This window comes from Desulfovibrio sp. X2, from assembly GCF_000422205.1.
In the GTDB taxonomy this organism is placed as follows: Bacteria; Desulfobacterota; Desulfovibrionia; order Desulfovibrionales; family Desulfovibrionaceae; genus Alkalidesulfovibrio.
In genome coordinates this window covers 1-23,708 of the sequence record NZ_ATHV01000028.1, presented here as the reverse complement: position 1 = coordinate 23,708, position 23,708 = coordinate 1, and the positions used below count along the sequence as shown (strand labels likewise).

The window sequence follows — 23,708 nt, the reverse complement described above, 5'->3', positions numbered from 1 at the left end:
TTCAGGGGGGCGGCGGACTCTTCGCCGCCGGTTCGGACGCGGCGATTCTCTTCGCCGCGGCGCGGGAGAATGTAGTCATCTCTTGCGGGAAGGGCAAGTGCGGAGGGCTCTGGAGAGTGCGGCGCGCGGGGATGAAGGCCGCCCGGAGCCGGGGCGCGGCGAAGCGCTCCCGGCCCCGGGCGGGCCGTCACGCGGCGCGGCTAGTCGACCTTGAAGAAGGCCTTCTTGGCGGAGCCGCAGATGGGGCAGCTCTCGGGCGCCTCGTTCTCCACGGTGTGGCCGCAGACGCGGCAGACGTAGTAGTCCACCTTGCCCTCGTTGCCGAGGTTGTCCAGGGCCTTCTGGTAGAGCCCGGCGTGCACCTTCTCCACGGCGTTGGCGTAGGAGAAGCTGCGCACGGCCGAGGTGTTGCCGTCGATCTCGGCCTGGGTGATCATGGCCGGATACATGCTCTTGAACTCGTGGGTCTCGCCGGCCACGGCGTCCTTCAGGTTGTCCGCGGTGTTGCCGATCTTGCCCGCCACGCGCAGGTGCGAGTGGGCGTGCACGGTCTCGGCCGCGGCCGCGGCGCGGAACAGCCTGGCGACCTGGGGGTGGCCTTCCTTGTCCGCCACTTCGGCGTAAGCCAGATATTTACGGTTGGCCTGCGACTCTCCGGCGAAGGCCTCCATCAGATTGTCCATGGTCTTGTCGGACATGCTATCCTCCTCGATTGGTGGTTGTCGTTCCTATGTCGAGAGGAGAACGACGATTCCGGAACTTGTAGCGCAAAAAGAATTCGTTGGGAACTCGTGCGGGAAACGGCACGATCTCTTTTTCGCGACGGCGGGCGGCCTTCGAGGCGGGCGCCGAAGGGCGCCCGTTCGGGGACTAATCGCGGGCCATGGCCCGGCGCGCCTCGCGGTCGAGGTCGCGCTGGCGCAGGGCGTCGCGCTTGTCGTGCAGCTTCTTGCCGCGGGCGAGGGCGATGTCGAGCTTGAAGCGGCCGCGCGAGAGGAAGAGCGCCACAGGGACCACGGAGAGCCCCTTCTGCTCCACGCGCGTGCGCAGGAGGTGGATCTCGTGGCCGTGCAGGAGGAGCTTTCGCGGCCGCACGGGGTCGTGCTGGGCATAGCCCGCGTTCTCGTAGGGGGCGATGTTCACGCCCACGAGCCAGGCCTCGTCGCCCTTGAAGTCCACGTAGCCGTCGCCCCAGGAGACGCGGCCGGCGCGCAAGGACTTGACCTCCGAGCCCGTGAGCGCGAGCCCGGCCTCGAAGGTCTCGATGAATTCGTACTCGTGCCGCGCCTTGCGGTTGGCGGAGACGAGCTTGCGCGACGCGCCGGTGCCACTCATTTACTGGGCCTCTTCGATGTCCAGGAGGGACGTGTAGAAGGTCAATTCCTCGGGGAAACGCTGGAAGATGATGTCGCGCACGAGGCGGTTGGTGCGGCTCACGGTGCGCGACTCGAGCACGAGCTTCAGAAGCTCGGTGCACTCGTCCATGTCGGTCTGGCGGATGATGCGCTTGATGCCGGGCACGGCCTGCGGGTTCATGGACAGGGAATCCATGCCCATGCCCATCAGGATGGGCACGCAGAAGGGGTCGGAGGCCATCTCGCCGCACAGCCCCACCTCGATGCCCGCCTCGTGCGCCGCGTCCACGGTGTGCTTGATCATGCGCACGATGGCCGGGTGCAGCGGCTGGTAGAGGTAGGAGACGTAGCGGTTGGTGCGGTCAATGCCCATGGAGTACTGGATGAGGTCGTTGGTCCCGATGGAGAAGAAGTCCACCTCCTGGGCCAGGAACTCGGAGACCATGACCGCGGAGGGCACCTCGACCATGATCCCGAAGGGGATCTCGGGGTTGAAGTCCACGCCCTCGCGCCGCAGCTCGGCCTGGGCCTCGAGGAAGAGCCCCTTGGCGAAGCGCAGTTCCTTGAGGCCCGAGATCATGGGGAACATGACCCGCACGTTGCCCCAGACCGCGGCGCGCAAAATGGCCCTGATCTGGGTCTTGAAGACCTCCGGGTAGCGCATGCAGAAGCGGATGGCGCGCAGCCCCATGGCCGGGTTCGTCTCTTCCAGGTGGCCGAAATGGGTGAACATCTTGTCCGCGCCGATGTCCAGGGTGCGGATCGTGAGCGTGCGCGGCGAGAGGATGGAGGCGAGGTCGGAATACTCCTCGCACAGCTCGTCCTCGGTGGGCAGCTCGCGCCGGTTCATGTAGCGGTACTCGGTGCGCAGAAGCCCCACGCCCTCGCCGCCGTTGTCCAGCACCTGGGCCACCTCCTCGAAGAGCTCGATGTTGGCGAGCACGGACACGGAGTAGCCGTCGCGCGTCTCGCCGGGCAGGTGGCAGAAGCGGATGATGCTCTTCTGGTAGTTCTGGAACTGGCGGCCCAGCGTCTCGTAGCGGTTCAGCTCCTCGTCGTCGGGCTCGATGATGATGCGGCCCTTGAGCCCGTCCACGATGACCAGGTCGCCGTCGGTCACGGACTTCTCGAGGTCGGTCACGCCGACCACGGCCGGGATCTGCAGCGAGCGCGCCAGGATGCCGGTGTGCGAGGTCTTGGCGCCGAGCGAGGTGGCGAAGCTCATGATCTTGTCGACCTCGAGCTCCACGGTGTCGGCCGGGGCCAGGTCGTGGGCCATGAGCACCACGCGGTCCTCGATGGCCCCGAAGTCCGGCTCGTCGCCCATGAGGTGGACCATGACCCGCTCGCCCACCATGCGCACGTCGTTCATGCGCTCGCGGATGTAGGGGTCGTCCAGGGCGGAGAAGGCGCGGCGCACGTCGGCCACGGCCTTTTCCAGGGCCCACTCGGCGCAGATGGCGTGCTCCTCGAGATACTTCTCGGCCGCCCCGCGCAGCTTGGGGTCCTTCAGAATCATCAGGTGCGAGTCGATGATGCCCGCGTGGTCGCGCAGCTCGAGGGGGATCTTCTCCCGCGCCGCTTCCAGGTCCTTGGCCGTGTCCAGGAACGCCTGCGTCAGGCGCTCGCGCTCCAGCGGCACGACGTGCGGCGGGAGCGCCCGGCGAGGGACGTTCTCGAAGCGGTTGCGGTTGAGGAAGAGCGCCTTCCCGATGGCGATGCCCGCCGAGACCGGGATGCCCTTGATGACTGCCTTGGCCACGCTAGTCCTCTTGGAACTTGTTGCGGAACAGGCGCTCCAGATGCTCGATGGCCTCTTCCGCGTCCTCTCCGACGGCCTTTATGGCCACCTTCGCGCCGTTGCCCACGGCCAGGGTCAGGATGTCCAGAATGCTCTTGGCGTCGACCTCCTGCTTGCCGGAGACGAGCCTGATGTCGGCGGAAAATTTCTGCGCCTCCTGGGCCAGCCGGGCCGCGGGACGCGCGTGCAGCCCCATCTCGTCGAGGACGCAGACGTGGCGGAGCACGGCGGGGGGTTCGCCGCTGTCTTCGTGTCGGGTCGCTTGGCTGTTCATTTCTCTCCACTATCACGAGCGGGCCGCTTTCGCGGACCGCGTACTCTCGAATGTTGCCGGGTCAATGCGCCACGGCGCGCACGAACCAGGGCCAGAAGGCCATGGCTCCGATGACGAGGACGACCAGAAGCTCGCGGATCACGAGCAGCCGCGAGACGAGCCAGGCCGCGGCCGACAGGAGCCCCACGGTGGCCAGCCAGCTCCACCAGACGACCTCCCCGGGCCAGACGATGGCCCAGAGCAGGACGAGGAGCAGGGCGTTGACGTACTTGAGGCGCCGTCCCCAGTTGATCAGGTTCAGTCGCTTGAGCCTCGGCAGGACCTTGAAGGCGTCCCGCCAGCCGAGCCAGAAGCCCGTCAGCTTGAAGGCCTGCAGGGCGACGAACAAAACGGCCCCTACTAGCACGGCTCCGGTCCGATTGCCAGAGGCCAGGAGACAGATGGTCGCCAGGGCCCAGGTGGCCTGCAGCGTGCCGCCGAAGAGCGAATCGCCGATGGCCGAGAGGGTGTAGACGGTGGTCCCCTTGACCTGCTCGAGCATCTCCGGAGGCAGCGAGCCGCGCGCGATGTCGCGCTCGAGCGCCAGGAACAGGCCAACCAGGAGCGGCGTCCAGAAGGGGTGGCTGTTGTAGTGCTTGAGGTAGCGGCGCCGCGCCCGGGCAAGGGCCGCCGGGTCCTCGTGGATGGCCCGAAGCCCCGGCTCCATGGCCGAGACCAGGCCGATGTTCTGCATGCCCTTGGTGTTGAAGGCGGCCATGACCAGATACGTCCGCGCGAAGCAGGTCATCAGGGTCCGGCGGTCCGGGGTTCTGGCCAGGGTATGGGTCATGGCGCGCGCGGGTCAGGGTTTGCGGGAGGCCGCGGCAGCGAGGCGACCGTAGAGTTCCTTGGCCGTGGTCCCCGGCAGGCGGGCCGCGGCGCGCCGGGCCACCTCGCGGGGCTTGCCGCCGCGTGCGGCCTCCTCGGCCAGCACGGCCTCGATGTCGTCCTCCGAGGCCTCCCCCGGAGCGCGCGGCGGGCCCACCAGGACGGTGATCTCGCCCAGCACGTCGGGGCAGTCGCGGGCCAGGGCCGACAACTCGCCCAAGATAAACTCCTCGTGCACCTTGGTCAATTCGCGCGCCACGCAGACCGTGCGTTCCCCGAGCACCTCGTGGGCCAGGCCCAGGCTCGCGGCCAGGCGCGACTTGCGCTCGAAGAAGGCCAGCGTGGCCGGAAGCGCGGCAAAGGGCGCGAGCGTCTTTCTCACGTCGCCTGCCGAGCGCGGCAAAAAACCCAGGAAGACGAAGGGCTGCGGCGGCAGGCCCGCGGCCGAGAGCGCGGCCACGAAGCTGCACGGCCCGGGCACGGGCGAGACGCGGATGCCCTCCTCGCGGCAGGCCCCGACCAGGCGGTATCCGGGGTCCGAGAGGAGCGGCGTGCCCGCGTCCGAGACCAGGGCCGCGCTGCCGCCCGCGCGCAGGTGCCCGAGCACCTGGGGCAGGCGCTCGGCCTCGTTGTGGTCGTGAAACGACACGAAGCGGTTTCCCGCGATGCCCAGGCGCTTGAGCAGCAGCCCGGCGCGGCGCGTGTCCTCGGCCAGGATCATGTCCGCTCCGGCCAGCACGCCCGCCGCGCGCGGCGAGAGGTCCGCCGCGTTGCCGATGGGCGTGGCCACCACGTAGAGCCCTGCGGCCGGCTTGTCCGGCCCGCGTTCCTCGGTCACCTGTCTCTCCCTGCTCCTCGATGCGTATCCATGCCGCCGCGCGGCGCACACCTGCCTATCACAGCGCCGCCCCGGCAGGAAGGGCGCAGGGATGATAGTTCCCGGCGGTCCGGGCAACGGGGGCGGAGGACGAAAGGCCCCCTCCCCTGCCCGGCTCCTAGCCCGCTCCCCTGCTCAGGCCACGAAAGAGGACAGCGCGGCGAAGACCGGGTGCCCGTCGTCGTGGCGGGTCACGGCCAGCACGTCGTGCAGCTTCTCCACCTGGCGCACGACCTGGGGCAGGCGCTCGTCCTCGCGCACCAGGAGCCAGACGCGGCTCGTCTCCCCGCCGTTCACGGGCAGGCAGGCAACGCCCTCCACGTTGTAGGTGCGGCGCGCGAACAGGCCGCAGACGTGGGACATGACGCCGGGGTGGTTGTTCACGGTCAGCTCCAGCACGGCCCCGCCGTGGGCCCCGGAGCGGGGATCGGACGTCAGGTTCTCCGGCGCGTTCCCCAGAATGGAATCATGGTTGGGATCAGACATGGGCGGCCTCCTTGTCGGCCGTGGCGTCGCCCTTGGCGACGCAGGCGGTTTCGCTTGCAAGCTCGCAGATCATTTCGCAGTTGGCCCCGCCCGGCGGGACCATGGGCAGCACGTGGGCGTCGTCCTCCACGGCGCAGCGGACGAGGCAGGGGCCGGGCGCGGCGAAGGCCTCGGCCAGAGCCGCCTCGGGGTCGGCGACGTCGGCCAGGTCGAAGGCGGGCACGCCGAAGGCCCGGGCGAGGGCCACGTAGTCCGCGCGCGCCTCGAACCGCGAGCCGAAGATGCGCCCTCCCATGAAGAGGTCCTGCTGCTGCTGCACGAGGCCGAGGCCGCCGTTGTCCATGAGCAGGATCTTCACCCGCGCGCCCTGCTCCACGGCCGTGACCAGCTCCTGCACGTTCATCAGCAGGCTTCCGTCGCCCGAGACGCAGACGACCGGACGGTCCGGCGCGGCCAGCGAGGCGCCGATGGCCGCAGGCAGGCCGAAGCCCATGGTCCCGAGCCCACCGGAGGTCAGGAAGCCGCGCGCACGGAAGTGCGGCCAGGCCTGGGCCGTGCGCATCTGGTGCCGCCCCACGTCCGTGGCCACCAGGGCGTTCTCGCCCGCCGCGCGGGCCGCGGCCAGCAGCACGCCGTAGCTCGAGCGCGGATCGTCGCTGCCCGGCAGGCGCAGGCCGTGCTCGCGCTTGAGCTCTGCCGCGCGCTCGCGCCAGGCGGGGCGCTCCATGCGCGGCAGCAGCCCGGCCAGGGCCGCGAGCGCCGCGCCCGCGTCGCCAGCGATGGAGGCCGAGGCCGCGCGGCGCTTGCCGATCTCGCTGGCGTCGATGTCCACGTGCACCAGGGCGGCGTCCGGGCAGAAGCGGTCCAGGCGGCCGGTGGCGCGGTCGTCCAGGCGGCAGCCCACGGCCAGGATCAGGTCGCACTCCTCGAGCGCCGTGTTCGCGCCGCGCGAGGCGTGCATGCCGAGCATGCCGAGGAAGAGCGGATGCGTGCCCGGCATGGCCGAGAGCCCGTGCAGCGTGGCCACGGCGGGCATGTCCAGGCGCTCCATGAGGTCGCGCGCGGCATCCCCGGCGCCGGACTGGACCACGCCGTTGCCCACGATGAGCATGGGCCGCTTGGCCGCCGCGAGGAGCCCGGCCGCCTGCCCAAGGTCGCTCTCGGCCGCCAGGGGCGGCGGCGCGGGCAGGCCGGGATCGGGCCAGGCCTCGAAGGTCGCGCTCGCGGTCTGCACGTCGCGCGGCAGGTCCACGAGCACCGGTCCGGGGCGGCCCGAGGCCGCGATGCGAAACGCCTCCGGGATGATCTCGAGAAGCTCCTCAGGGCTTCTGGCCATGAAGCAGTGCTTGGTCACCGGGATGGCCAGGCCGTACGCGTCCACCTCCTGGAAGGCATCCTCGCCCAGAAGGCTGCCCGGCACCTGGCCCGTGAGGCAGACCAGCGGCACGGAGTCGAGCTTGGCGTCGGCCACGGCCGTGAGCAGGTTGGTCGCGCCCGGGCCGGAGGTGGCCAGGCAGACGCCCGGATGGCCCGTGACGCGGGCCATGCCCTGGGCGATGAAGCCCGCGCCCTGCTCGTGGCGCGCCAGCACGTGGCGGATTCGCGTGCTCTCGGAAAGCGCGTCGTACAGGGGAAGGTTGGCGCCGCCGGGAATGCCCGCGACGTGGCGGACTCCCTGGCGTTCCAGAAGACGGACCACGATCTGTGCACCTGTGAGGCTCGGCATGCTGACCTCCTGCCCGGGGCGGGGGCGGGGGGCCTGAAACGGCGAAACCCCCGCCGGGTGCGCCGACGGGGGTTTTCGTTCCGGTTCTCTACCGATTCGACCCGCTACGGCGCACCCTCGCCAACGACGACAACGACGACGACCGCTACGTCGAGTACGACGGCGGTGTTCAGGGCGGTGACGCGTAGGCTGTTCTGGGTATGCATGGGTCTGTTCCGTTTCTTCCGTTACAGGGGAGGCTGCACCAAGTCGAAACCCGCGTCAAGCATTTTGCACGACCGGGAATGCCTCCGGCGGGCAGGGAGGGGCTATGCGCCCCTCCCTGCACCCTCCCGCACAAGGGCGATGCCCTTGACCCGCTTCGCAAGCGTCACGACCGACGGCAGGGCACAGGCCACCCGGGCGCGGCAGGCCGCAGAACATGATGTGCGGAAGCTCCACGCGACAGGACGCTCAAAACGCGTCGGATGCAAGGAGCAAGGAAAAGTCGCGCCCGACGCGTATTCGCGCATACGCGAGGGTGCGACTTTTCCGCAGCGACGCAGCAGACGGCGCGTTTTCAGCGTCCTGTCACCAGGGTTGCCAGGAACCCTGGGCGGAGAGTGCCTCGGCGATGTCGATGACGTTCTCGAAGTGCTCACACTCGAGGGTTCCGGGCTCGCCGCCCTCCCCTTTCGCCGCGTGCACGGCCACGAGGTCGAAGCGGCAGGGAGCGCCCCAGAGGTCGTGGGCGCTCAGCCACTGGGCCGCGGCGCGGGCGAGGCGCGAACGTTTGGCGGGAGTCAGGCCGTCGGTCGGCGAGCCGCGGCTTCCCGCGCCGCGCGCCTTAACCTCAACGAAGACGACGGTCCTGCCCGTGCGGCAGACGAGGTCGAGTTCCAGGGAGCCAGCGCGCCAGTTGCGGTAGAGCACGCGGTAGCCCTTTGCGCGCAGGAGCTTTTCCGCAGCGGCCTCGCCGCGCTCGCCCAGAAGCAGATGGGAGGCCTTGGGCCCTACGTTCCGGGCAGGCGGCACTGGTCCTCCACCACTCCGGCAAAGGTCATGCGGTGGCAGGCGGAGGGGCCGAGGCGGCGCAGGGCCTCGCGGTGCTCCTTGGTGCCGTAGCCCTTGTGCCCGGCCAGTCCGTAGCCGGGATGGCGGCGGTCCAGCACCCGCATCAGCCGGTCGCGGAAGGTCTTGGCCAGGACGGAGGCGGCGGAGATGGCCGGAACGAGGGCGTCGCCGCCCACGATGGCCTCCTGGGCGTAGGGGCCGGGGAGCCAGCGCTCGGGCACGGTCTTGTCGCCGTCCACGAGAAGGCGCGCGGGCCTCACGGGCAGGCGGCGCACGGCCTTGGACATGGCCAGGAAGGTGGCCTGCAGGATGTTCAGGGCGTCGATGCCCGCGGGACCGGCGGGCCAGACGAAGCCGAGCCGCCAGGCCGTGGCCTGGGCCGTGATCAGCGGCACCAGGGCCTCGCGTCTGGCCTCGGTCAGGGCCTTGGAATCGGTCAGCCCCGGCAGGTCGAAGCGTTCGGGAAGGATGACGGCGGCGGCGACCACGGGCCCGGCTAGGCAGCCGCGCCCGGCCTCGTCGATGCCGCAGGCGAGGAGACGGCCCGGATCAGCCGGATTGGCCGGATCGGACGGAAAAACGGAAAAAGCATCGCTGCCGTCCGCTCCAGAGGAGGACGGCAGCGACAGAAGAAGATGACCGGCGGCCTGGCCGCGGCGGGGACGTGCCATGCCCGGACGAAGCCGGGGCGCAGGCCCCGGAATCCCGGGGCCAGGCGCCGTGGCTGGCTAGTAGGCCCGCTTGGACTTGATGCGGGCGGCCTTGCCCTTGAGGTCGCGCAGGTAGTAGAGGCGGCTGCGGCGAACCTTGCCCTCGCTCACGATCTCGACCCGCTCGATGAAGGGGGAATGCAGGGGGAAGATGCGCTCCACGCCCACGCCGTCGGAGACCTTGCGCACCGTGAAGGTGGCGCCGGTGGTGCCGCGGTGACGACGGATGCACACGCCCTGAAAGACCTGGATGCGCTCCTTGTCGCCCTCGATGATGCGGAAGTGGACCTTGAGGGTGTCGCCCGACTTGAACTCGGGCATGTCGAGGCGCATCTGCTCGTTCTCAAGACGCTTGATGATGTCCATGACCAGAACCTCTCCTATTTCTCATGACGCATGCGTCGTTACTATCGTCGTTGCCCGTGGCGCCTTGCCTGCGCCCTACCCGTGGTCCCCGAGGAGCCTGTCCAGGAGGACCGCCGCTGCTGCGCGCACCGGCAGGTGATTGTAATCGCCGAAGGGCCGTATGGGGCGGAGCGTGAAGTCCGCCGTATCCAGCACTTCCGGGGCCAGGCCGTGCCCGGTCCCGAGGAGGAGGAGCACCGCCTCCCCTGCCAGCCGCTCGCGAAGCCCGCGCACGGTGATCGTGCCCGCGCCGCGCGCGCTGGTGGCCACCACCAGGGGCGGCCTGCCCGTCTCCCGGGCCAGCTCCCGCACGGCCGTCTCAAGGTCCGGTACGATGCGCACGAGGCTCAGCGCCTCGGCCCGATCGGGGTTCGCCGCAGCTCCCGGCCCGGTCGTCCAGTGGGCGACGAGGCTTTCGGCCAGCGCCCTCTGGTCCTCCAGGGGCGTTGCGGCAAACACGCTGCAGACCCCGTACGAGCGGGAAACGCGGCTTATATCGTGCAAATCGAGATTGGTCAAGGACGTCGTGCCCACCTTGCGCTCGCCGGTCATGACCGGGTGGTGGAGCAGCGCGACATGCAGGTTCCGGCCGGGCTTCGCGCGCGGCAGGGCGCGCAGGAAGGAGAGGTCGGCGCGGGAAAGATCGGCCTCCGCCAGGAGCTCCGGCCGGGCGTCGAGCGTCGCCGCGAGCGACTGTTCGCGCCGCCAGGAGGCGATGCGCGCGTGGTCGCCCGAGAGCAGCACGTCGGGCACGCGGCACCCCTCGAACTCCTCGGGCCGCGTGTAATGAGGATATTCGAGCAGCCCGCTGCTGAAGCTCTCCTCCTCGCCCGAGGCCTCCTTGCCCATGTACTCGGGCAGGAGCCGGGCCACGGACTCGAGCAGGCAGAGCGCCCCGGCCTCGCCGCCGTTGAGCACGAAGTCGCCCACGGACACGGGCTCCACCGGGAAAAGCTCCTCGAAGCGGGAGTCTATGCCCTCGTAGCGGCCGCAGACCAGCGTCAGGGCGGACTCGGCGGCAAGCTCGCGCGCGAGCGCCTGGCTCATGGGCCTGCCCTTGGGCGAGAGCATCAGGATGCGGCCGGGCTCGGGCAGCGCGCGTACGGCCCTGGCCAGGGGATCGAGCTGCATGACCATGCCCGGCCCCCCGCCGTAGGGCGAGTCGTCCACGCTCTTGTGCTTTCCCTGCGCGAAGTCGCGCGGGTTCACGCAAGAGACGTCGAGCACGCCCTTGGCGCGCGCCTTGCCCATGAGGCCGGAGGCGAGCGGCGAGTCGAAGAACTCGGGGAAGAGGGAAAGGATGGTGATGCGCATGCAGACCTCGGTGGAGGGCCTGGCCGGGGCGAAAGGCCGCGAAGCCCCCCTGCCCTGCCGGACCTAGTCCCGGCTCTCGCCGTCGTCCGCCGGGATTCCGGCTTCGCCGGACGCGTCGCCGCCCAGGTAGAGGTCGAGCAGGCCGGGAGGCGGGTTCACGGTCACCGTGCCCGCGTCCAGGTCGATCTCCGAGACGAACTCGGGCCGCGCGGGAAAGAGGATCTCCTCGCCCGAGGGGGTGCGGATGGTCCAGACCTCCTGGGGCTCGGCCATGACCGCCTCGAGCCTGCCGAGCACGGCGCCGGACTCGTCCTGCACGGACAGTCCGATGAGCTCGTGCAGGTAGACTTCGCCCTCGTCCACGGAAGGCAGGTCGTCGGCGTCGGCATATACGCGCGCGCCGCGCCAGGCCTCGGCCTGGTCGCGGCCGTCGATGCCCGCGAGCGTGAGCAAAAGGCGTTTCTGGTGCATGCGCCAGGAGGCGATGGCAAAAGACCTGGCCCGGCCGGCGGCCGGCGCGAGCCAGACTCTGGGCAGGTCGTCGCAGAGCTCGGGGGACTCAGCGTGCCATTGCACGCAAAGTTCCCCACGAAGCCCGTGCGGCTTCACGACCTCACCTATGAGGATGCGGTTCTCGTGCGCCATCGAGGCGTGGACTATTCCAGGATTTCCAGGACCGACCTCTTGCGGGCCTTGGTCGAGGCGGCTCCCAGGATGGTGCGCATGGCGCGTGCCGTGCGTCCCTGCTTGCCGATGACCTTGCCCAGGTCTTCCTTGGCTACCTTGAGTTCGATGACCGAAGTCTGTTCGCCTTCGATCTCGGAAACGTGCACGTCATCGGGCTGATCCACCAGCGACTTGGCGATGTACTCGATCAGGTCTTTCAACATCGGAACCTCCGCAGTCAGATGACGCGCCTCGCTGGCGCGTTCGGGTCGCTCGCGTTCCGCCGGTCGGATGGGTCGGCAAAGGGGAGAGGGGGCGCAAGCCCCCGCCCCGCTTTAGATGCCGGCCTTCTTGAAGAGCGAGCGGACAGTGTCGGACGGTGTGGCGCCACGGGCCATCCACATCTCGACCTTCTCCTTGTCCACGGCGATCTCCTCGGGCTGGACCATGGGGTTGTAGTGTCCCACATAGTCGAGCGCACGGCCGTCACGGCGGGTTTCGCTGTTCACGGCGACGATCCGGTAGAACGGGCGCTTCTTCGAGCCCAGACGGGTCAGACGCAGCTTCAGAGCCATTCCTATTCTCCTTTTACAATACTATTGATGTTGCCTGAAAATGCAAGCGAAAAGGCAAGCGCGCCCTAGCGACGCTTTTTCTTCTTCTTGCGGTCCTTTTTCTTCTTCTTGGTCGAGCCGCGCGAGGGGGACTCTCCGCCCGCGCCCGCGCCGGGCATTCCGGGCATCCCGCCCATGCCGGGCAGGCCGGACATCCCGGGCATTCCGCCGCCCATTCCGGACAGTCCGCGCGGCATGCCGGGCATGCCGCGGGGCATCTGCATGCCCTGGGGCAGGCCGGGCATCTTGGGCATTCCGGGCAGGCCGAACTTGCCCTTCTTCTTGCCCTCCTTGCCGCCGCCCATCATGGACTGCATCATCTTGCGCATCTGCTCGAAATTCTTGACCAGCTGGTCCACTTCGGAGGCCTTCACGCCCGAGCCCCTGGCGATGCGCGCCTTGCGACTCTTGTTCAGGAGCTCCGGATTCTCGCGCTCGGCCACGGTCATGGAGCCGATCATGGCCTCCACGCGGCCGAGCTCCTTCTCGGGCACGCTCATGTCGCCGAGCTGCTGGGCCATCTTGCCCATGCCCGGGATCATCTTGAGCAGCCCCTCGAGTGAGCCGAGCTTCTTCAGGCGGCGCATCTGGACGCGGAAGTCCTCGAAGTTGAAGGAAGCCTTCTTCAGCTTCTCCTCGAGGTTGCGCGCCTCCTCCTCGTCGATGGAGCCCTGCGCCTTCTCGATCAGGGTCAGCACGTCGCCCATGCCGAGGATGCGCGAGGCGATGCGGTCCGGATGGAAGACCTCCATCTCGGACAGGGCCTCGCCCATGCCCACGAACTTGACCGACTTGCCGGTCACGGACTTGATGGACAGGGCCGCGCCGCCTCGCGCGTCGCCGTCCATCTTGGTCAGGACCACGCCGGAGACGTCCAGGCGGTCGTCGAAGCTCTTGGCCACGTTGACCGCGTCCTGGCCGGTCATGGCGTCGGCCACGAAAAGTATCTCGCTCGGTGCGCAGGTGGCCTTGATGTCGGCCAGCTCCTGCATCAGCGGCTCGTCGATGTGCAGGCGGCCCGCGGTGTCGAAGAGCACCACGTTGCAGCCTTCCTCGGCCGCGCGGGCGAGCGCCTCGCGGCAGATGTCCACCGGATTCATCGCCGTGGTGGACGGGAAGACCGGGACCGCGATCTGCGCCGCGAGCTTGGTCAGCTGGTCGATGGCCGCGGGACGGTAGACGTCCGCGGGGACCAGATAGGGCTTCATCTTCTTCTCGCGGCGAAGCCACAGCGCCAGCTTGCCCGCGGAGGTCGTCTTGCCCGAGCCCTGCAGGCCGACCATCATGATGCCCACGGGAGGCTTGCCGCGCAGGTCCAGCTCCGTGGTCTCTCCGCCGAGCAGCCGGATGAGCTCCTCGTGGACGATCTTGACAACCTGCTGGCCGGGCGAGAGGCTGCGCATGACCTCCACACCCAGGGCCTGCTCACGCACGCGCTCGACGAAGTCCTTGACGACCTTGAAGTTGACGTCGGCCTCGAGCAGCGCGAGACGCACCTCGCGCAGGCCTTCCCCGACGTTCTCCTCGGTCAGCTTGCCCTGACCGCGGAACTTCTTGAATACTCCTTCGAGCCGATCGCCAAGACTCTCGAACACTGAACACACTCCACGGACGCGGGAAACAGGGCAGGCTCGAGGCCTTCCGATCCGCGCCCCGTCTCGCCTCCCGGGCGTTTTACGCGCCGGGCCAAGGGCCGGCGCAGGGCGGACGCAGGGCGCAATTCACCCACCTGCGTCGGAAAGACGGTGCTGGTTACTGGACTTCGCAGGCAGAGTCAAGCGGGTACGGGGCCTGGGATTGCAGGGGCCCGGACGAAGGGCCGGGCCCTTGCCCCTGGCTGCGGTAGAACCCCGACGGCGCGAGCTCGCGGAAGTCGCCCGCGGCGTAGAGGAAGCGGCGGCAGGCGGTGCACAGGTCGCAGGCCGAGACGTAGCCCTCCGCCTCGGGCGCGAAGCCGCGCTCGCGCGCCGCGCGCAAAAGCCCGCGCACGCCCTCGTCCCAGAGCAGCCAGAGCAGCGGGTAGCGCTCGCGCTCGAGCGGCCTGCCCACGTCCTCGCGCCGCAGGGCGAGACCCGCGCACAGGCCGGGCACGTAGTTGCCCCAGAGGTCGAAGTGGAAGTGGCTCACGTCGGCCAGGGCCGTGCAGGGGCCGGACGCGGCCGCCGCCTCGTCGGCCGGGCGGTGTTCCATGTACGGCCGGTACGTCGCCAGCGCCCGCCCGCCCATGTGCACCCAGAAGCGCTCCGGGACGGCGCGCAGATAGTCGGCCCCGTAGCGCGCCCCGTATTCGGCGAGGCTGTGGCGCCCCTCGCCCAGGGCCTCGATCTCGCCGTAGAACTGCGCGCCCCAGGGCAGCGCGCGCACGCCGCTGCGCTCGCAGGCGGAAAGCACCGCGCGGGTGCGGGAAAAATCCACGTGCTCGTTGTGGAACGGGCTGATGCTCACGAGCAGGCTGTGCAGCCCCGCGGCCCGAAGTTCGGCCAGCAGGTCCGCGGCCGCGTCCTCGCGCCCGGCCCAGCAGGCCCCGGTCTCCACGTACTCGAGCCGCACCCCCTCCCCGCGCAGCGCGCGCAGGACCTCGCGCAGGTTCTCCGGGTTCAGGAAGGGCTCGCCCCCGCCCACGTGCAGGCTCGAACACCCGAGGCTCCTGGCCGTGCGCGCGGCCCGGGCGGCCTCGTCCGGCTCGATGAAGGCATGGCGGCGGTGCGGCCCGCAGTCGTACAGGCAGTGGGCGCAGCGCGAGCCGCAGCGATAGGTGGTGATGATGCCCCCGGAGGCCAGGCTGCGGATGGTCAGCGGCATCGGCATGGCGGCGACGTTACGGCGTCCCCGGGGCCGAGGCAAGCGCCGCGTCCTCGGCCGCGCCCGGAGCGGCCCAGACCGCGGCCGCGGCCTCGAACAGGGCGCAGAGCGCGGGCTCGGCGCGACGCTCCGCGAGGCAGCCGAGGAACAGCCGCGTGCCCAGGGGCTCACGGTCCCAGATGGCGATCCGGCCCTCGGCCTCGAGCGCCCTGGCCCTGTCCGCGCGCAGGAAGGCGAGCCCGCGACCGCCCGAGACGAAGCTCTGGATGACCTCCTCGCTGTCCGAGGCGGCCACGGCGTGCGGCCTGACCCCGAGCTCGGCGAAGCGCGCCCGGCCCGCGGCGTAGTACGGACAGCCGGACTCGGCCCAGATCCAGGGCAGCTCGGCCAGGGCGGCGAAGTCCGCCTCCGCCACACGCTCCGCCATGGCGGACGGGCAGGCCACCACCATGCTCGTCTCGCCGAGCGGAAGGATGTCGAGCCCGGCGGGCGGCTCGGCGCAGAAGAGGAAGCCCGCGTCCAGCTCGCCCTCGCGCAGGGCCTGGGGCAGGCGCATGGACATCATGGTCATGATCCGCGCGCGCAGCCCGGGATGGGCGCCGCTGAGCAGCGACTCCACGGCGGCCACGCGCAGGAAGTCCGGGTCCGTGGGGATGCCCACGGAGATGTCGCCGACGAGCCCTCCGGCCATGCGCTGCGCCTCGAACAGCACCTCCTGCGCGGCGCGCACGGCCTCGCGCGCACGGGGCAGGAGCGCCCTGCCCTGCGCCGTGAGCAGCATGCCGCGCGGCGTGCGCGCGAAGAGCGGCACGCCGAACTCCTCCTCCAGGGCGCGGATCTGCGTGGAGAGCGCGGACTGGCTCAGGTGCAGGCGGTCGGCCGCGCGGGCCAGCCCGCCCTCGTCGGCCACGGCCAGGAACGATCTCAGTTGATAGAGCTCCACGTGCCTTCCGCTCCCCGTCCCTTCCGGGTCTTCGATTTTTCCGAAGGCCTGCTTCGAAACATTGCCATGGGTTCCGGCGCGCGGCGGCTGCTAGTGTCGCGTCCGTGAAAAAAGTCGACATGCCGCGCAGGAGTCGTACGCGACACGTGAACCGTGCATTCGCCCGGTTCCGCCGCCAGCGGCAGCCGTTAGGCGAGCGCCCTCAGGCGCGAGTCTTACGGATGCCGACAGCAGAGCTGCGGCGGCGTGAGCAAGCCGAAAACCACGTTTTCGGTGCAGCGATCTCCCGCAAAATACGGCTCTGCGTATTTTGCGGACGTCACACTGGACGGATCGATCATCCGAGGAACGAAAACGAAGGGAGCACCCGCCATGTCCGAACTCTTCCGCCTGGCCCTGGCCCTGGCCCTCTGCGCCGGATTCGTCCTGCTTCTCCTGCTGGCTCACGCCGGAGAAGAAACCATGACGGCCTCGTTCATCGAGACCGCCTCGCGGCAGCAGGCGGCGGAGGTCCGCCACACGGCCCGCGCCGAACCGGCCACGGCCGCGATCACGGCGTCGGCCCCGCGCCGCGCGAGAAACGCCAGGTGAAGCGACACGGAGAGCGGAGGTCCGCTTTGCCAGGCCGTTGCCGAGCCTTCGGCCAGCAGGGCGTCAGCCATGTCGCGGCGCAGGAAGGCCATGCCCCTGCCCGCAACCACCAGCTCGCGCAGCACGTCCTCGGTGTCCGAGCGCAGGACCGTGTTCGGGCACACCCCGTGCGCGCGGAACAGGGCCTCGCCGTCCACGTAGCAGGGGCAGTAGTCGCTCGTGGTCCACAGCCAGGGCAGCGCCGCCAGCTCGGCCACGCCCGCGCCCTCGATCCTGTCGCGCCAGGCAGCCGGGCCCACGGCCACTATCTCCACGCGGGCCATGAGCTCCTTGTGGATGCCCTCGTCCGCGCGGTCGCCGAAGCAGAAGCCGCAGTCCAGGTCGCCGTGGCGCAGGGCCTCGGAGGTGGTCACGGACTGGCTCTGCACGAATTCCGGGGAGAGGCAGGGATGGCGGCGTGCAAGGTCCTCCTGCAGGTGCAGCACGCGCAGGAAGGGGGCGTCCGTGTTCAGGCCGATGCGCACGTTGCCCGTGACCTCGCCGCGCAGGTGCGCGGCCTCCTCGAACACGGCGCGCGAGGCGTCGAGCACGGCGCCTGCCCGCGCCATGAGGCGCGCGCCCGCGTCCGTGAGCTGCATGCCGCGCGGCGTGCGCCTGAAGAGCGACAGGCCGAGCTCTTCCTCGAGGGCCTTGATCTGCCCGCTCAGGGCCGACTGGCTCAGGTGCAGCCGCTCGCCCGCCCGGGTCAGGTGCCCTTCCTCGGCCACGGCCACGAAGGAACGGAGTTGGTTCAAGTCCATCGCCCCTGCCTCCTGTTCTCCCTGCGCGGGGACACGCGGGCCCGCACGGGGCCGTCTTCGGAAAAAGAGAACGACGTGTTCGGAAAACGTCGTTGGATTTCGCCTTCTACTTTCCCGTACACAAAAGGTCAAGACGTCCTGCACTGCTACGAAAACGGTACATGGCAGTAAATGGACACGTCGGTTGCCGAAACCTGACGCAACTTTTCAGTACGGAGAAACAAATGAACGTCTGTATACGTTCCATGATCTCATCCTGCGTCTTTGCTGCGCTCTTGCTCGTGCTTTTTTCATGCTCCGTAAACGCCAACGACAGACGAGCAGAGATAGAATCGCGCTGCTCTGAACGCAGCCTCGCGTTCGGCAGTACGGAACAACTCTTCTGTCTGCAGTACTGGGGCGCGCGCGAGGGCGTTCTGGCGAGCGGCTACGCCCCCACCCTGTGCTTCGCCTGCACGCTCATCTGCGACGAGGAGCAGGAGGACTACGCCGCCTGCCGCGAACGCTGCAGCCGCGCCTGCGGCCTCTCGGGCGAGGCCACGGCAGTGGCCGGGAAATGAGGCGCCGCGCATGGACGCGAAAAGGCCGCCATTTCTGGCGGCCTTTTTGGTCACGCTCCGGGCGTCCGGGCGAGCGGTGTACGAGGTCGCCTACACGACCCGGATGATCCGGGTCGCGTCCGCCTTGTCCGCCTCGATGAGGTGCACGGCGCAGGCGATGCAGGGATCGAAGGAGTGCACCGTGCGCAGAAGCTCCACAGGCCGATCGGAATCGGCCACCGACACTCCCACGAGCGATTCCTCGACCGGCGAGAGCTTGCCCGCGGCGCAGCGCGGCCCGAGATTCCAGGTGCTGGGCACGACCAGCTGGTAATTGGCGGTCCTGCCTTTTTCGATGCGGATCCAGTGGGAGAGCCCGCCCCGCGTCACGGCGCAAAAGCCCACGCCCCTTGCCGAGTCCGGCATCTTCCAGGGCTTGAATATCTCCACCGGCCCCGCCTTGGCGCGGGCCTCGAGCTCGTCCAGCCAGCCGGGGATCCTGTTGGCCAGGATCACCGCCTCTACCATGCGCGCGGCCGTCCGCCCCATGGTCGAGAACAGGTTTTCGGGCTCGAGCCTGCAGGCCGAGAACCAGGCATTCAGGCGGTTCACGGTCTCCTTGTCCCCGCGGGCATAGGCCATTGCGCGGCGCGCCAGGGGGCCGGTCTCCATGGGCTCGCCCTTGTAGCGCGGGGCCTTGGCCCAGGAATACCTGCCGTCGGGGTCATAGCCGGTATAGTCCGGATCGGTGACCCCGTCGTAGGGATGGGCGGGCGGGCTCGGCTTGTACCAGCCACGGGTCACGTGCTCCTTGATCTCGCCCGGGTCGAACTCCTCCACCCGCCTGAAGTCCCGGGCCCACATGATCCCGCCGCGGAAGAACGGATTCTTGCCCGTCTCGGGGTCGTAAAAGTCCGAGAAGTCCAGGAAATTCGTGGTCCGCCCATAGGCGGCCGCCTCCGGATAGCGGCGGCCGAGGATGGTCAGGTCGCCCACGTAGTTGTGGTTGATGAACTCCAGAGATTCCTCGTGCAGGGCGCGAAACTCGGCCAGCCTCTCGGGCCGCAGGCTGTCGTAGCAGGTCACGCCGCCCACGCGCATGGTCTGGGAGTGGGGATTCTTGCCGCTGAAGATGGCCATGGACTTGGCGATGTTCGCCTGCACGCGCAGGGCCTGGAGGTAGTTGGCGGCAAGGACCAGGTTCTCCTCCGGGCTCAGGCGGTAGGAGGGATGGCCGCCCAGGGAGTAGGCGTTGGAGAGCCAGCCGAGCTGGCCCGAGCCCACGAACTTCTTGAGCCGCGACTGGACCACGAAGTAGTCGCCGGGCTGGGCTTCCCGCCCCGAGACCTCGCCCGCGAGCCGCGCCGCGGCCACGGGATCGGCCTTCAGCGCGTCGGCCATGTCGAAGAAGTCGAGCGAGTGCAGATGGTAGAAATGCACGAGATGGTCGTGCACCACGAGGGTTCCGAGGATCAGCAGGCGCACGAGCTCCGCCGCGACCGGAGGTTTCAGCCCCATGGCGTTCTCCACGGCGCGGATGCTGACCAGGGAATGGGTCGTGGTGCAGACCCCGCAGGTGCGCTGCACGTAGTTGTGCACGTCGTCGGGCGGCCGTCCCTTGACGATGAGCTCGAGCCCGCGGAAGAGCTGGGCGCTGGACCACGCGTTGGAGACGACGCCGTCCTTCAGCTCCACGTCGATCTTCAGGTGCCCCTCGATGCGCGTGACAGGATCTATGGTGATGCGGCCTGACGCCTTGTTCCCGCTCATGTCGCCTCCTTACGCCTTCTCGCCCTTCATGCGGACGTCGCGGTTGAACGGGGCCATGGTGTCCCAGAAGTCCGGCTCGCTGCAGCCGAGGCAGGGCGCCCCGGCGCGCACGGGCCAGTTGGTCTGGTTGAAGAGGGCCGTGGGACAGTTGTTGTAGGTGTAGGGTCCGCGGCAGCCGAGAAGATGCAGGCACCAGCCCTCGCGCGCCTCCCTGGAGTCGAAGGACGGGGCGAACTCGCCCGCGTCGAAGTGCTTGCGCCGCTCGCACTGGTCGTGGACCGTGGAGCCGTAGAACATCTTGGGCCGCCCGAGTTCGTCCAGCTCCGGCATGCCCTTGGTCAGCAGATGCGCCACCGTGCCGACGTAATTCATGGGGTTCGGCGGACAGCCCGAGATGTTGATGGGCGAGACGCCCATTGCCGCAAGGGCCTCCCCCACGCCCACCGCCATGGAGGGATTCGGCTCTGCGGCCTGGATTCCGCCGAAGCTGGCGCAGGTGCCCATGGCGATGACGCCCTTGGCCCCCCCCGCCACGCGCGCGAACAGCGAGAGCATGGTCTCTCCGCCCACCTGGCCCCAGACGCCGCCGCCGCGCATGGGGATGGCCCCCTCGATGGTGCAGAAATAGCCAGCGGGATTCTGCATGGCCTTCTCCAGGGCCTCGTTCGCGGCCTTGCCGGCGGCGGCCATGATGGTCTCGCAGTAGTCCAGGGAGATCGTCTCCATGATCAGGACGTCGAAGTAGGGATCCACCGAGCGCAGGAGGGCCTCGGTGCAGCCGGTGCACTCGGCCCCGTGCATGTAGATGACGCTCGGCCGCGTCTTGCTCTCCAGGGCCCTGGCCACCGTGGCGCCGTGGCTCGCCTCCATGCCGATGGCCGTGGCCACGATGCAGCAGAATTTGATGAAATCGCGACGGGACATGCGCTCTCCGCCGACCTGACGCTCCAGCAGCTTCGCCTCGATGCGGGCGCTCGCGCTCATGACTTGCCTCCCTGCTTCAGCTTGTGGCAGCCCCGGGTGCACGAGATGGGCGGCATGGCCTCCCGCTTCAGGCGCTTCTCCTTGTGACAACCGAGGCAACTGGTGGTCCGAGAGTTGTGGAAGGCCAGGTAGAAGCTGCTCGAGCCCTTGACGCCGGGCTGGTTGTGGCACTGGGTGCACGGCAGAAAATTGCCCAGGGTGCTGTCCGTCTCCATATGGTGGCAGGCCCGGCACGGATTCATCACCGCGTGCAGGCCGTGCGGAAACTGCACGCTCCCCACCCAGGAGGACTGCGCCTCGAGATTCTTCGGACGTTTGATGACGATCTCGGCAGGTACTTCATAGGCCGCCAGCAAGGCAGGCAACAGGGCGAAGACGGCCAACGACACGAGAATACGCAAGAGCTGTTTCATACCCCCTCCGAAAAAATTCTTTCCCCTTGTGCTTTCGCCTTGCCTATGTCCCCGATGCGGAAGTTGGTATGATTATTCCACCATATCCGAGCGCGACTGCGCACCTTCTAACTGGTCGTGCAAAATCCGCGGTGAAACCACCCCGTTGCAGGACAGCAGGAGGAGCCTCGGCCCGCGCTTGCGCTTGCGCGCCCCCTGTTGCTAGTCTGTCCGGGCACGGCCGCCGACGCGGCCCGCGCGCTCTCCCTTTCCCGCGAGCCGAAGGAACGACATGCGACCGATCTGCGCCTTTCCCTGGCACTACCTCCTGCTCGGCCACAACGTCTTCGGCCCGTGCTGCTCCCTGCTCTTCCAGCCCGAGGGACTGGACATCTCGCAGGACGGGATCATGGAACTCTACCACGGCGCGAAGATGCGCGAGCTGCGGGCGCGGCTCGCCGGGCGCGACATCGCCGGGACGCCGTGCGAGGCCTGCGTGCGGGGCGGCGGGCACATGCCGGACTTCCCCGCCTTCGAGGGCCGGGGGGCGACGCCCGCGGCGCATGAGGCCTCAAGGCGCGCCTTCGAGGCGGGCGAAGCGGACTTCGCGGCGCCGCCCAGGGTCTACAACCTGATGACCTCGCTGCGCTGCAACCTGCGTTGCGTGATGTGCTACCCGAGCAAGCCGGACCACGACCGCGACGGCATCGACGCCTCGGCCCTGCTGGACGCGCTGGACCGATTGGGCTGGGAGAACGTCGCAGAGATGATCATCGCCGGGGGCGAGCCCTTCCTCACGCGCGACGCCCTGGCCGTCATCGCGGCCGCGGCCGAGGCGCCACGGGGCCCGGCCCTTCGCGTCTACACCAATGGCCTGCTGCTGCACGCGCAGCGCGAACTGCTCGAACGCCTCGAGAAGATACACCTCATGCTGAGCCTTGAGGCCACGGGCGAGGACTACGGGAAGATCCGCGTGGGCGGCAGCTGGAACCGCCTCCTGGCCAACCTGCGGATGGTTTCGGAGATGGCGCGCGAAAAGCCCGGCTGGCAGGTGACCACCGTCTCGGTCATCATGCGCTCGTCCCTGCCCCACCTGGCCGGAATCGTGAACCTGGCGCGCGAGCTGGGCTTCACGCCCTCCTTCGGCACCTGCCGCGACAACTACCTGGACGAGAACATCTTCGCCTTCCCGCACCTTCTCGAGGGCTCGGGCTGGAAGGAGCACCTCGACGCGGCCGTGGCGGCCTGCGGCGACGACTTTCCGGCCGCGGCCGCCCACCTGGCCGAGGCCGGGGAGACGCTGGCCCGGAACCTGGCGCAGAAGACCTACACCATGAGCTCCGCCGCGATGGGCGAGAGCGACGAGGCCCTGGCCGACTGGCTCGGCGCGGCCTTCGACGGCGAGCCCTACGTCGTCTTCGGCACGGACACGAGCCTGCTCGGCGCCCTGACCATGCGGCCGGAGCAAAAGCATCTCCAGGCCGTCTACGACTTCACGGAATTCCCCGGCAGCTACTGCGGCCACGCCCTGCGCAGGGCCGAAGACATCGCCGGATACACCGGCAACGTGCTCGTCTGCGCCCCCACCAACCTCCAGGCGAAGTACGCCGACGTTCTCGCGCGCTCCGCGCCACAGGCCTCGGTCCGCTTCCGGCCCTTCTGGTGGGGCAGGACGCAGCGGCGCATCGACGCGCTCGTGGACGAGCTCGGGGAGCGGCCGGTGGTTGGCTTCGGCACGGGCGGCGCCGCGGCGCGCATTCTGGCGGACAGCCGCCTCGGCGAACTCCATTTCGCGGCCTTCGCGGACAACGACAAGTCGTCCTGGGGCAAGGAGTTCCTGGGCAGGCCGGTGATAAACCCGGCGGACATCGGGCGCCACGCGGGCGACGTGGTCATCCTGAGCAAGGCCTACCAGGAGAGCATCCGCCGACAGCTCGTGAAGGAGCAGGGCCCAGAGCTGAAGATACACTGCATCTTCAGCGACGATTGAGGCGGCTGCCGAAGCGCCGCCAGAAGCCCCCGCGGGCAACGCCCCCCGCCGCGCTCCCCTTCCCCGGCATCCGCCTTGCCCTGGCCGTCCTTTTCTGGGATAGCATGGGTCCGAGTTTTTGAACCATGAACCCATATGCCATGGAGGCACGACATGGATCCCATGCATACGCACGGCGCGTTTTCCTGGAACGAACTGATGACCACGGACGTGGAGGCGGCCAAGAAATTCTATGCCGCGCTCTTCGGCTGGACCTACGAGGAGATGGTCATCGGCGGGAACAGCCCCATGGCGGGCGGCACCTACACCTCGGCCAAGGTGGGCGAGAGCTGGGCGGGCGGCATGATGTCCATGCCTGCAGGCGAGCACAACATCCCGCCGCACTGGGGCAGCTACGTCACCGTGGACAACGTGGACGACACCCTCTCGCTGGTGGAGAAGCACGGCGGCCGCGTCCTGGTCCCGGCCTTCGACGTGCCCGACGTGGGCCGCATGGGCGTGTTCCAGGACCCGCAGGGCGCGGTGCTGTGCATCGCCGCCTATTCCATGCCCTAGGACGCTGAAAAGACGCCATCCGCTGCGTCGCTGCGGAACGCCCAAACCCTCGCGTATGGGGAATACGCGTCGGGCTTGGGCGTTCCTTGCTCCTTGCATCTGACGCCTTTTGAGCGCCCAGGGTATGATGCGGCGTCGATTTTCGTGGGGAAGGGGGAGAAGGAACCCTTTTCAAAGGGTTCCTTCTCCCCCTT

At 69.0% G+C, this 23,708-nt stretch carries 25 protein-coding genes; 3 read left to right on the top strand and 22 right to left on the bottom strand.

From position 1 onward, the window contains the following. Window positions 1-200: 200 nt before the first annotated feature. The 19 genes from DSX2_RS10280 to DSX2_RS10190 all read right to left on the bottom strand — a co-directional run bounded on the left by DSX2_RS10280 (window position 201) and on the right by DSX2_RS10190 (window position 17,284). Window positions 201-698, bottom strand: a complete 498-nt coding sequence (locus DSX2_RS10280; RefSeq protein WP_020880966.1) for a rubrerythrin family protein — start codon at window positions 696-698, stop codon at window positions 201-203. A gap of 172 nt (window positions 699-870) precedes the next feature. Next, the gene (smpB, locus tag DSX2_RS10275; RefSeq protein WP_020880965.1) at window positions 871-1,335 is read right to left on the bottom strand and encodes an SsrA-binding protein SmpB; all 465 of its coding nucleotides are present in this window, start codon (window positions 1,333-1,335) and stop codon (window positions 871-873) included. Further along, window positions 1,336-3,117 carry a phosphoenolpyruvate--protein phosphotransferase gene (ptsP, locus tag DSX2_RS10270; protein ID WP_020880964.1) on the bottom strand — a complete coding sequence of 594 codons (1,782 nt, stop codon included), beginning with the start codon at window positions 3,115-3,117 and terminating at the stop codon, window positions 1,336-1,338. Window position 3,118: 1 nt separating this feature from the next. Beyond that, the gene (locus tag DSX2_RS10265) at window positions 3,119-3,430 is read right to left on the bottom strand and encodes an HPr family phosphocarrier protein (protein WP_020880963.1); all 312 of its coding nucleotides are present in this window, start codon (window positions 3,428-3,430) and stop codon (window positions 3,119-3,121) included. Between the two features lie 61 nt (window positions 3,431-3,491). Then, complete coding sequence (locus DSX2_RS10260) at window positions 3,492-4,259, bottom strand: PTS system mannose/fructose/sorbose family transporter subunit IID (RefSeq protein ID WP_020880962.1); 768 nt, start codon at window positions 4,257-4,259, stop codon at window positions 3,492-3,494. Window positions 4,260-4,271: 12 nt separating this feature from the next. Then, the gene (gene rsmI, locus DSX2_RS10255; protein WP_020880961.1) at window positions 4,272-5,135 is read right to left on the bottom strand and encodes a 16S rRNA (cytidine(1402)-2'-O)-methyltransferase; all 864 of its coding nucleotides are present in this window, start codon (window positions 5,133-5,135) and stop codon (window positions 4,272-4,274) included. Between the two features lie 174 nt (window positions 5,136-5,309). Beyond that, entirely contained in the window at window positions 5,310-5,660 is a 351-nt protein-coding gene (ilvN, locus tag DSX2_RS10250) for an acetolactate synthase small subunit (RefSeq protein ID WP_020880960.1), read from the bottom strand. Continuing rightward, the gene (gene ilvB / locus DSX2_RS10245; RefSeq protein ID WP_020880959.1) at window positions 5,653-7,386 is read right to left on the bottom strand and encodes a biosynthetic-type acetolactate synthase large subunit; all 1,734 of its coding nucleotides are present in this window, start codon (window positions 7,384-7,386) and stop codon (window positions 5,653-5,655) included. Before ilvB ends, ilvN begins: the two co-directional genes overlap by 8 nt. 570 nt (window positions 7,387-7,956) lie before the next feature. Beyond that, the gene (locus tag DSX2_RS10240) at window positions 7,957-8,400 is read right to left on the bottom strand and encodes a YraN family protein (RefSeq protein ID WP_020880958.1); all 444 of its coding nucleotides are present in this window, start codon (window positions 8,398-8,400) and stop codon (window positions 7,957-7,959) included. Then, window positions 8,379-8,963 carry a ribonuclease HII gene (locus DSX2_RS10235; protein ID WP_035041770.1) on the bottom strand — a complete coding sequence of 195 codons (585 nt, stop codon included), beginning with the start codon at window positions 8,961-8,963 and terminating at the stop codon, window positions 8,379-8,381. The genes DSX2_RS10240 and DSX2_RS10235 overlap by 22 nt, the downstream gene beginning before the upstream one ends. A gap of 204 nt (window positions 8,964-9,167) precedes the next feature. Further along, window positions 9,168-9,515: a 50S ribosomal protein L19 gene (gene rplS, locus DSX2_RS10230; protein WP_020880956.1), complete on the bottom strand. Its 348-nt coding sequence runs from the start codon at window positions 9,513-9,515 to the stop codon at window positions 9,168-9,170. Window positions 9,516-9,590: 75 nt separating this feature from the next. After that, window positions 9,591-10,868, bottom strand: coding sequence for a tRNA (guanosine(37)-N1)-methyltransferase TrmD (gene trmD, locus DSX2_RS10225; protein WP_020880955.1), 1,278 nt, complete (start codon window positions 10,866-10,868; stop codon window positions 9,591-9,593). A gap of 63 nt (window positions 10,869-10,931) precedes the next feature. Next, window positions 10,932-11,513 carry a ribosome maturation factor RimM gene (gene rimM, locus DSX2_RS10220; protein WP_020880954.1) on the bottom strand — a complete coding sequence of 194 codons (582 nt, stop codon included), beginning with the start codon at window positions 11,511-11,513 and terminating at the stop codon, window positions 10,932-10,934. Window positions 11,514-11,524: 11 nt separating this feature from the next. Next, complete coding sequence (locus DSX2_RS10215) at window positions 11,525-11,758, bottom strand: KH domain-containing protein (protein WP_020880953.1); 234 nt, start codon at window positions 11,756-11,758, stop codon at window positions 11,525-11,527. A gap of 111 nt (window positions 11,759-11,869) precedes the next feature. Then, window positions 11,870-12,109 carry a 30S ribosomal protein S16 gene (gene rpsP, locus DSX2_RS10210; protein ID WP_020880952.1) on the bottom strand — a complete coding sequence of 80 codons (240 nt, stop codon included), beginning with the start codon at window positions 12,107-12,109 and terminating at the stop codon, window positions 11,870-11,872. 65 nt (window positions 12,110-12,174) lie between these two features. Continuing rightward, window positions 12,175-13,743 (bottom strand): signal recognition particle protein, encoded by a 1,569-nt coding sequence (ffh, locus tag DSX2_RS10205; RefSeq protein WP_020880951.1) that lies wholly within the window; start codon window positions 13,741-13,743, stop codon window positions 12,175-12,177. Between the two features lie 157 nt (window positions 13,744-13,900). Next, on the bottom strand, window positions 13,901-14,956 hold the full coding sequence (locus DSX2_RS10200; RefSeq protein WP_084486543.1) for a radical SAM protein: 1,056 nt from the start codon (window positions 14,954-14,956) through the stop codon (window positions 13,901-13,903). A gap of 10 nt (window positions 14,957-14,966) precedes the next feature. Then, a complete protein-coding gene (locus DSX2_RS10195; protein WP_020880949.1) occupies window positions 14,967-15,893 on the bottom strand; it encodes a LysR family transcriptional regulator in 927 nt (308 codons plus the stop codon). A gap of 443 nt (window positions 15,894-16,336) precedes the next feature. After that, complete coding sequence (locus tag DSX2_RS10190) at window positions 16,337-17,284, bottom strand: LysR family transcriptional regulator (RefSeq protein ID WP_020880947.1); 948 nt, start codon at window positions 17,282-17,284, stop codon at window positions 16,337-16,339. A gap of 224 nt (window positions 17,285-17,508) precedes the next feature. Between DSX2_RS10190 and DSX2_RS10185 the strand changes: the two genes are divergently transcribed. Beyond that, a complete protein-coding gene (locus DSX2_RS10185) occupies window positions 17,509-17,844 on the top strand; it encodes a hypothetical protein (RefSeq protein WP_020880946.1) in 336 nt (111 codons plus the stop codon). A 90-nt stretch (window positions 17,845-17,934) separates the two neighbouring features. Here the strand turns inward: DSX2_RS10185 and DSX2_RS10180 are convergent, their stop codons facing one another. From DSX2_RS10180 to DSX2_RS10170, 3 genes are read right to left on the bottom strand one after another with little or no spacing between them, the layout of a single operon-like run. Beyond that, a complete protein-coding gene (locus DSX2_RS10180; protein ID WP_020880945.1) occupies window positions 17,935-19,593 on the bottom strand; it encodes a nickel-dependent hydrogenase large subunit in 1,659 nt (552 codons plus the stop codon). Between the two features lie 9 nt (window positions 19,594-19,602). Continuing rightward, window positions 19,603-20,577, bottom strand: coding sequence for a hydrogenase small subunit (locus DSX2_RS10175; RefSeq protein ID WP_020880944.1), 975 nt, complete (start codon window positions 20,575-20,577; stop codon window positions 19,603-19,605). Further along, complete coding sequence (locus DSX2_RS10170) at window positions 20,574-20,990, bottom strand: cytochrome c3 family protein (protein WP_020880943.1); 417 nt, start codon at window positions 20,988-20,990, stop codon at window positions 20,574-20,576. Before DSX2_RS10170 ends, DSX2_RS10175 begins: the two co-directional genes overlap by 4 nt. 271 nt (window positions 20,991-21,261) lie before the next feature. Between DSX2_RS10170 and DSX2_RS10165 the strand changes: the two genes are divergently transcribed. After that, on the top strand, window positions 21,262-22,959 hold the full coding sequence (locus DSX2_RS10165) for a radical SAM protein (RefSeq protein WP_020880942.1): 1,698 nt from the start codon (window positions 21,262-21,264) through the stop codon (window positions 22,957-22,959). A gap of 153 nt (window positions 22,960-23,112) precedes the next feature. Continuing rightward, window positions 23,113-23,514: a VOC family protein gene (locus DSX2_RS10160; protein WP_020880941.1), complete on the top strand. Its 402-nt coding sequence runs from the start codon at window positions 23,113-23,115 to the stop codon at window positions 23,512-23,514. Window positions 23,515-23,708: the final 194 nt, after the last annotated feature.

Bases quoted from the DNA above. Each gene is read 5' to 3' on its own strand.
- trmD (WP_020880955.1), bottom strand. From the start codon at position 10,868: ATGCGCATCACCATCCTTTCCCTCTTCCCCGAGTTCTTCGACTCGCCG.
- DSX2_RS10215 (WP_020880953.1), bottom strand. From the start codon at position 11,758: ATGTTGAAAGACCTGATCGAGTACATCGCCAAGTCGCTGGTGGATCAG.
- rimM (WP_020880954.1), bottom strand. From the start codon at position 11,513: ATGGCGCACGAGAACCGCATCCTCATAGGTGAGGTCGTGAAGCCGCAC.
- rpsP (WP_020880952.1), bottom strand. From the start codon at position 12,109: ATGGCTCTGAAGCTGCGTCTGACCCGTCTGGGCTCGAAGAAGCGCCCG.
- DSX2_RS10190 (WP_020880947.1), bottom strand. From the start codon at position 17,284: ATGGACTTGAACCAACTCCGTTCCTTCGTGGCCGTGGCCGAGGAAGGG.
- DSX2_RS10160 (WP_020880941.1), top strand. From the start codon at position 23,113: ATGGATCCCATGCATACGCACGGCGCGTTTTCCTGGAACGAACTGATG.
- smpB (WP_020880965.1), bottom strand. From the start codon at position 1,335: ATGAGTGGCACCGGCGCGTCGCGCAAGCTCGTCTCCGCCAACCGCAAG.
- rplS (WP_020880956.1), bottom strand. From the start codon at position 9,515: ATGGACATCATCAAGCGTCTTGAGAACGAGCAGATGCGCCTCGACATG.
- DSX2_RS10280 (WP_020880966.1), bottom strand. From the start codon at position 698: ATGTCCGACAAGACCATGGACAATCTGATGGAGGCCTTCGCCGGAGAG.
- ilvB (WP_020880959.1), bottom strand. From the start codon at position 7,386: ATGCCGAGCCTCACAGGTGCACAGATCGTGGTCCGTCTTCTGGAACGC.
- DSX2_RS10170 (WP_020880943.1), bottom strand. From the start codon at position 20,990: ATGAAACAGCTCTTGCGTATTCTCGTGTCGTTGGCCGTCTTCGCCCTG.
- DSX2_RS10260 (WP_020880962.1), bottom strand. From the start codon at position 4,259: ATGACCCATACCCTGGCCAGAACCCCGGACCGCCGGACCCTGATGACC.
- DSX2_RS10175 (WP_020880944.1), bottom strand. From the start codon at position 20,577: ATGAGCGCGAGCGCCCGCATCGAGGCGAAGCTGCTGGAGCGTCAGGTC.
- DSX2_RS10185 (WP_020880946.1), top strand. From the start codon at position 17,509: ATGAACGTCTGTATACGTTCCATGATCTCATCCTGCGTCTTTGCTGCG.
- DSX2_RS10265 (WP_020880963.1), bottom strand. From the start codon at position 3,430: ATGAACAGCCAAGCGACCCGACACGAAGACAGCGGCGAACCCCCCGCC.
- DSX2_RS10165 (WP_020880942.1), top strand. From the start codon at position 21,262: ATGCGACCGATCTGCGCCTTTCCCTGGCACTACCTCCTGCTCGGCCAC.
- DSX2_RS10180 (WP_020880945.1), bottom strand. From the start codon at position 19,593: ATGAGCGGGAACAAGGCGTCAGGCCGCATCACCATAGATCCTGTCACG.
- DSX2_RS10200 (WP_084486543.1), bottom strand. From the start codon at position 14,956: ATGCCGATGCCGCTGACCATCCGCAGCCTGGCCTCCGGGGGCATCATC.
- ilvN (WP_020880960.1), bottom strand. From the start codon at position 5,660: ATGTCTGATCCCAACCATGATTCCATTCTGGGGAACGCGCCGGAGAAC.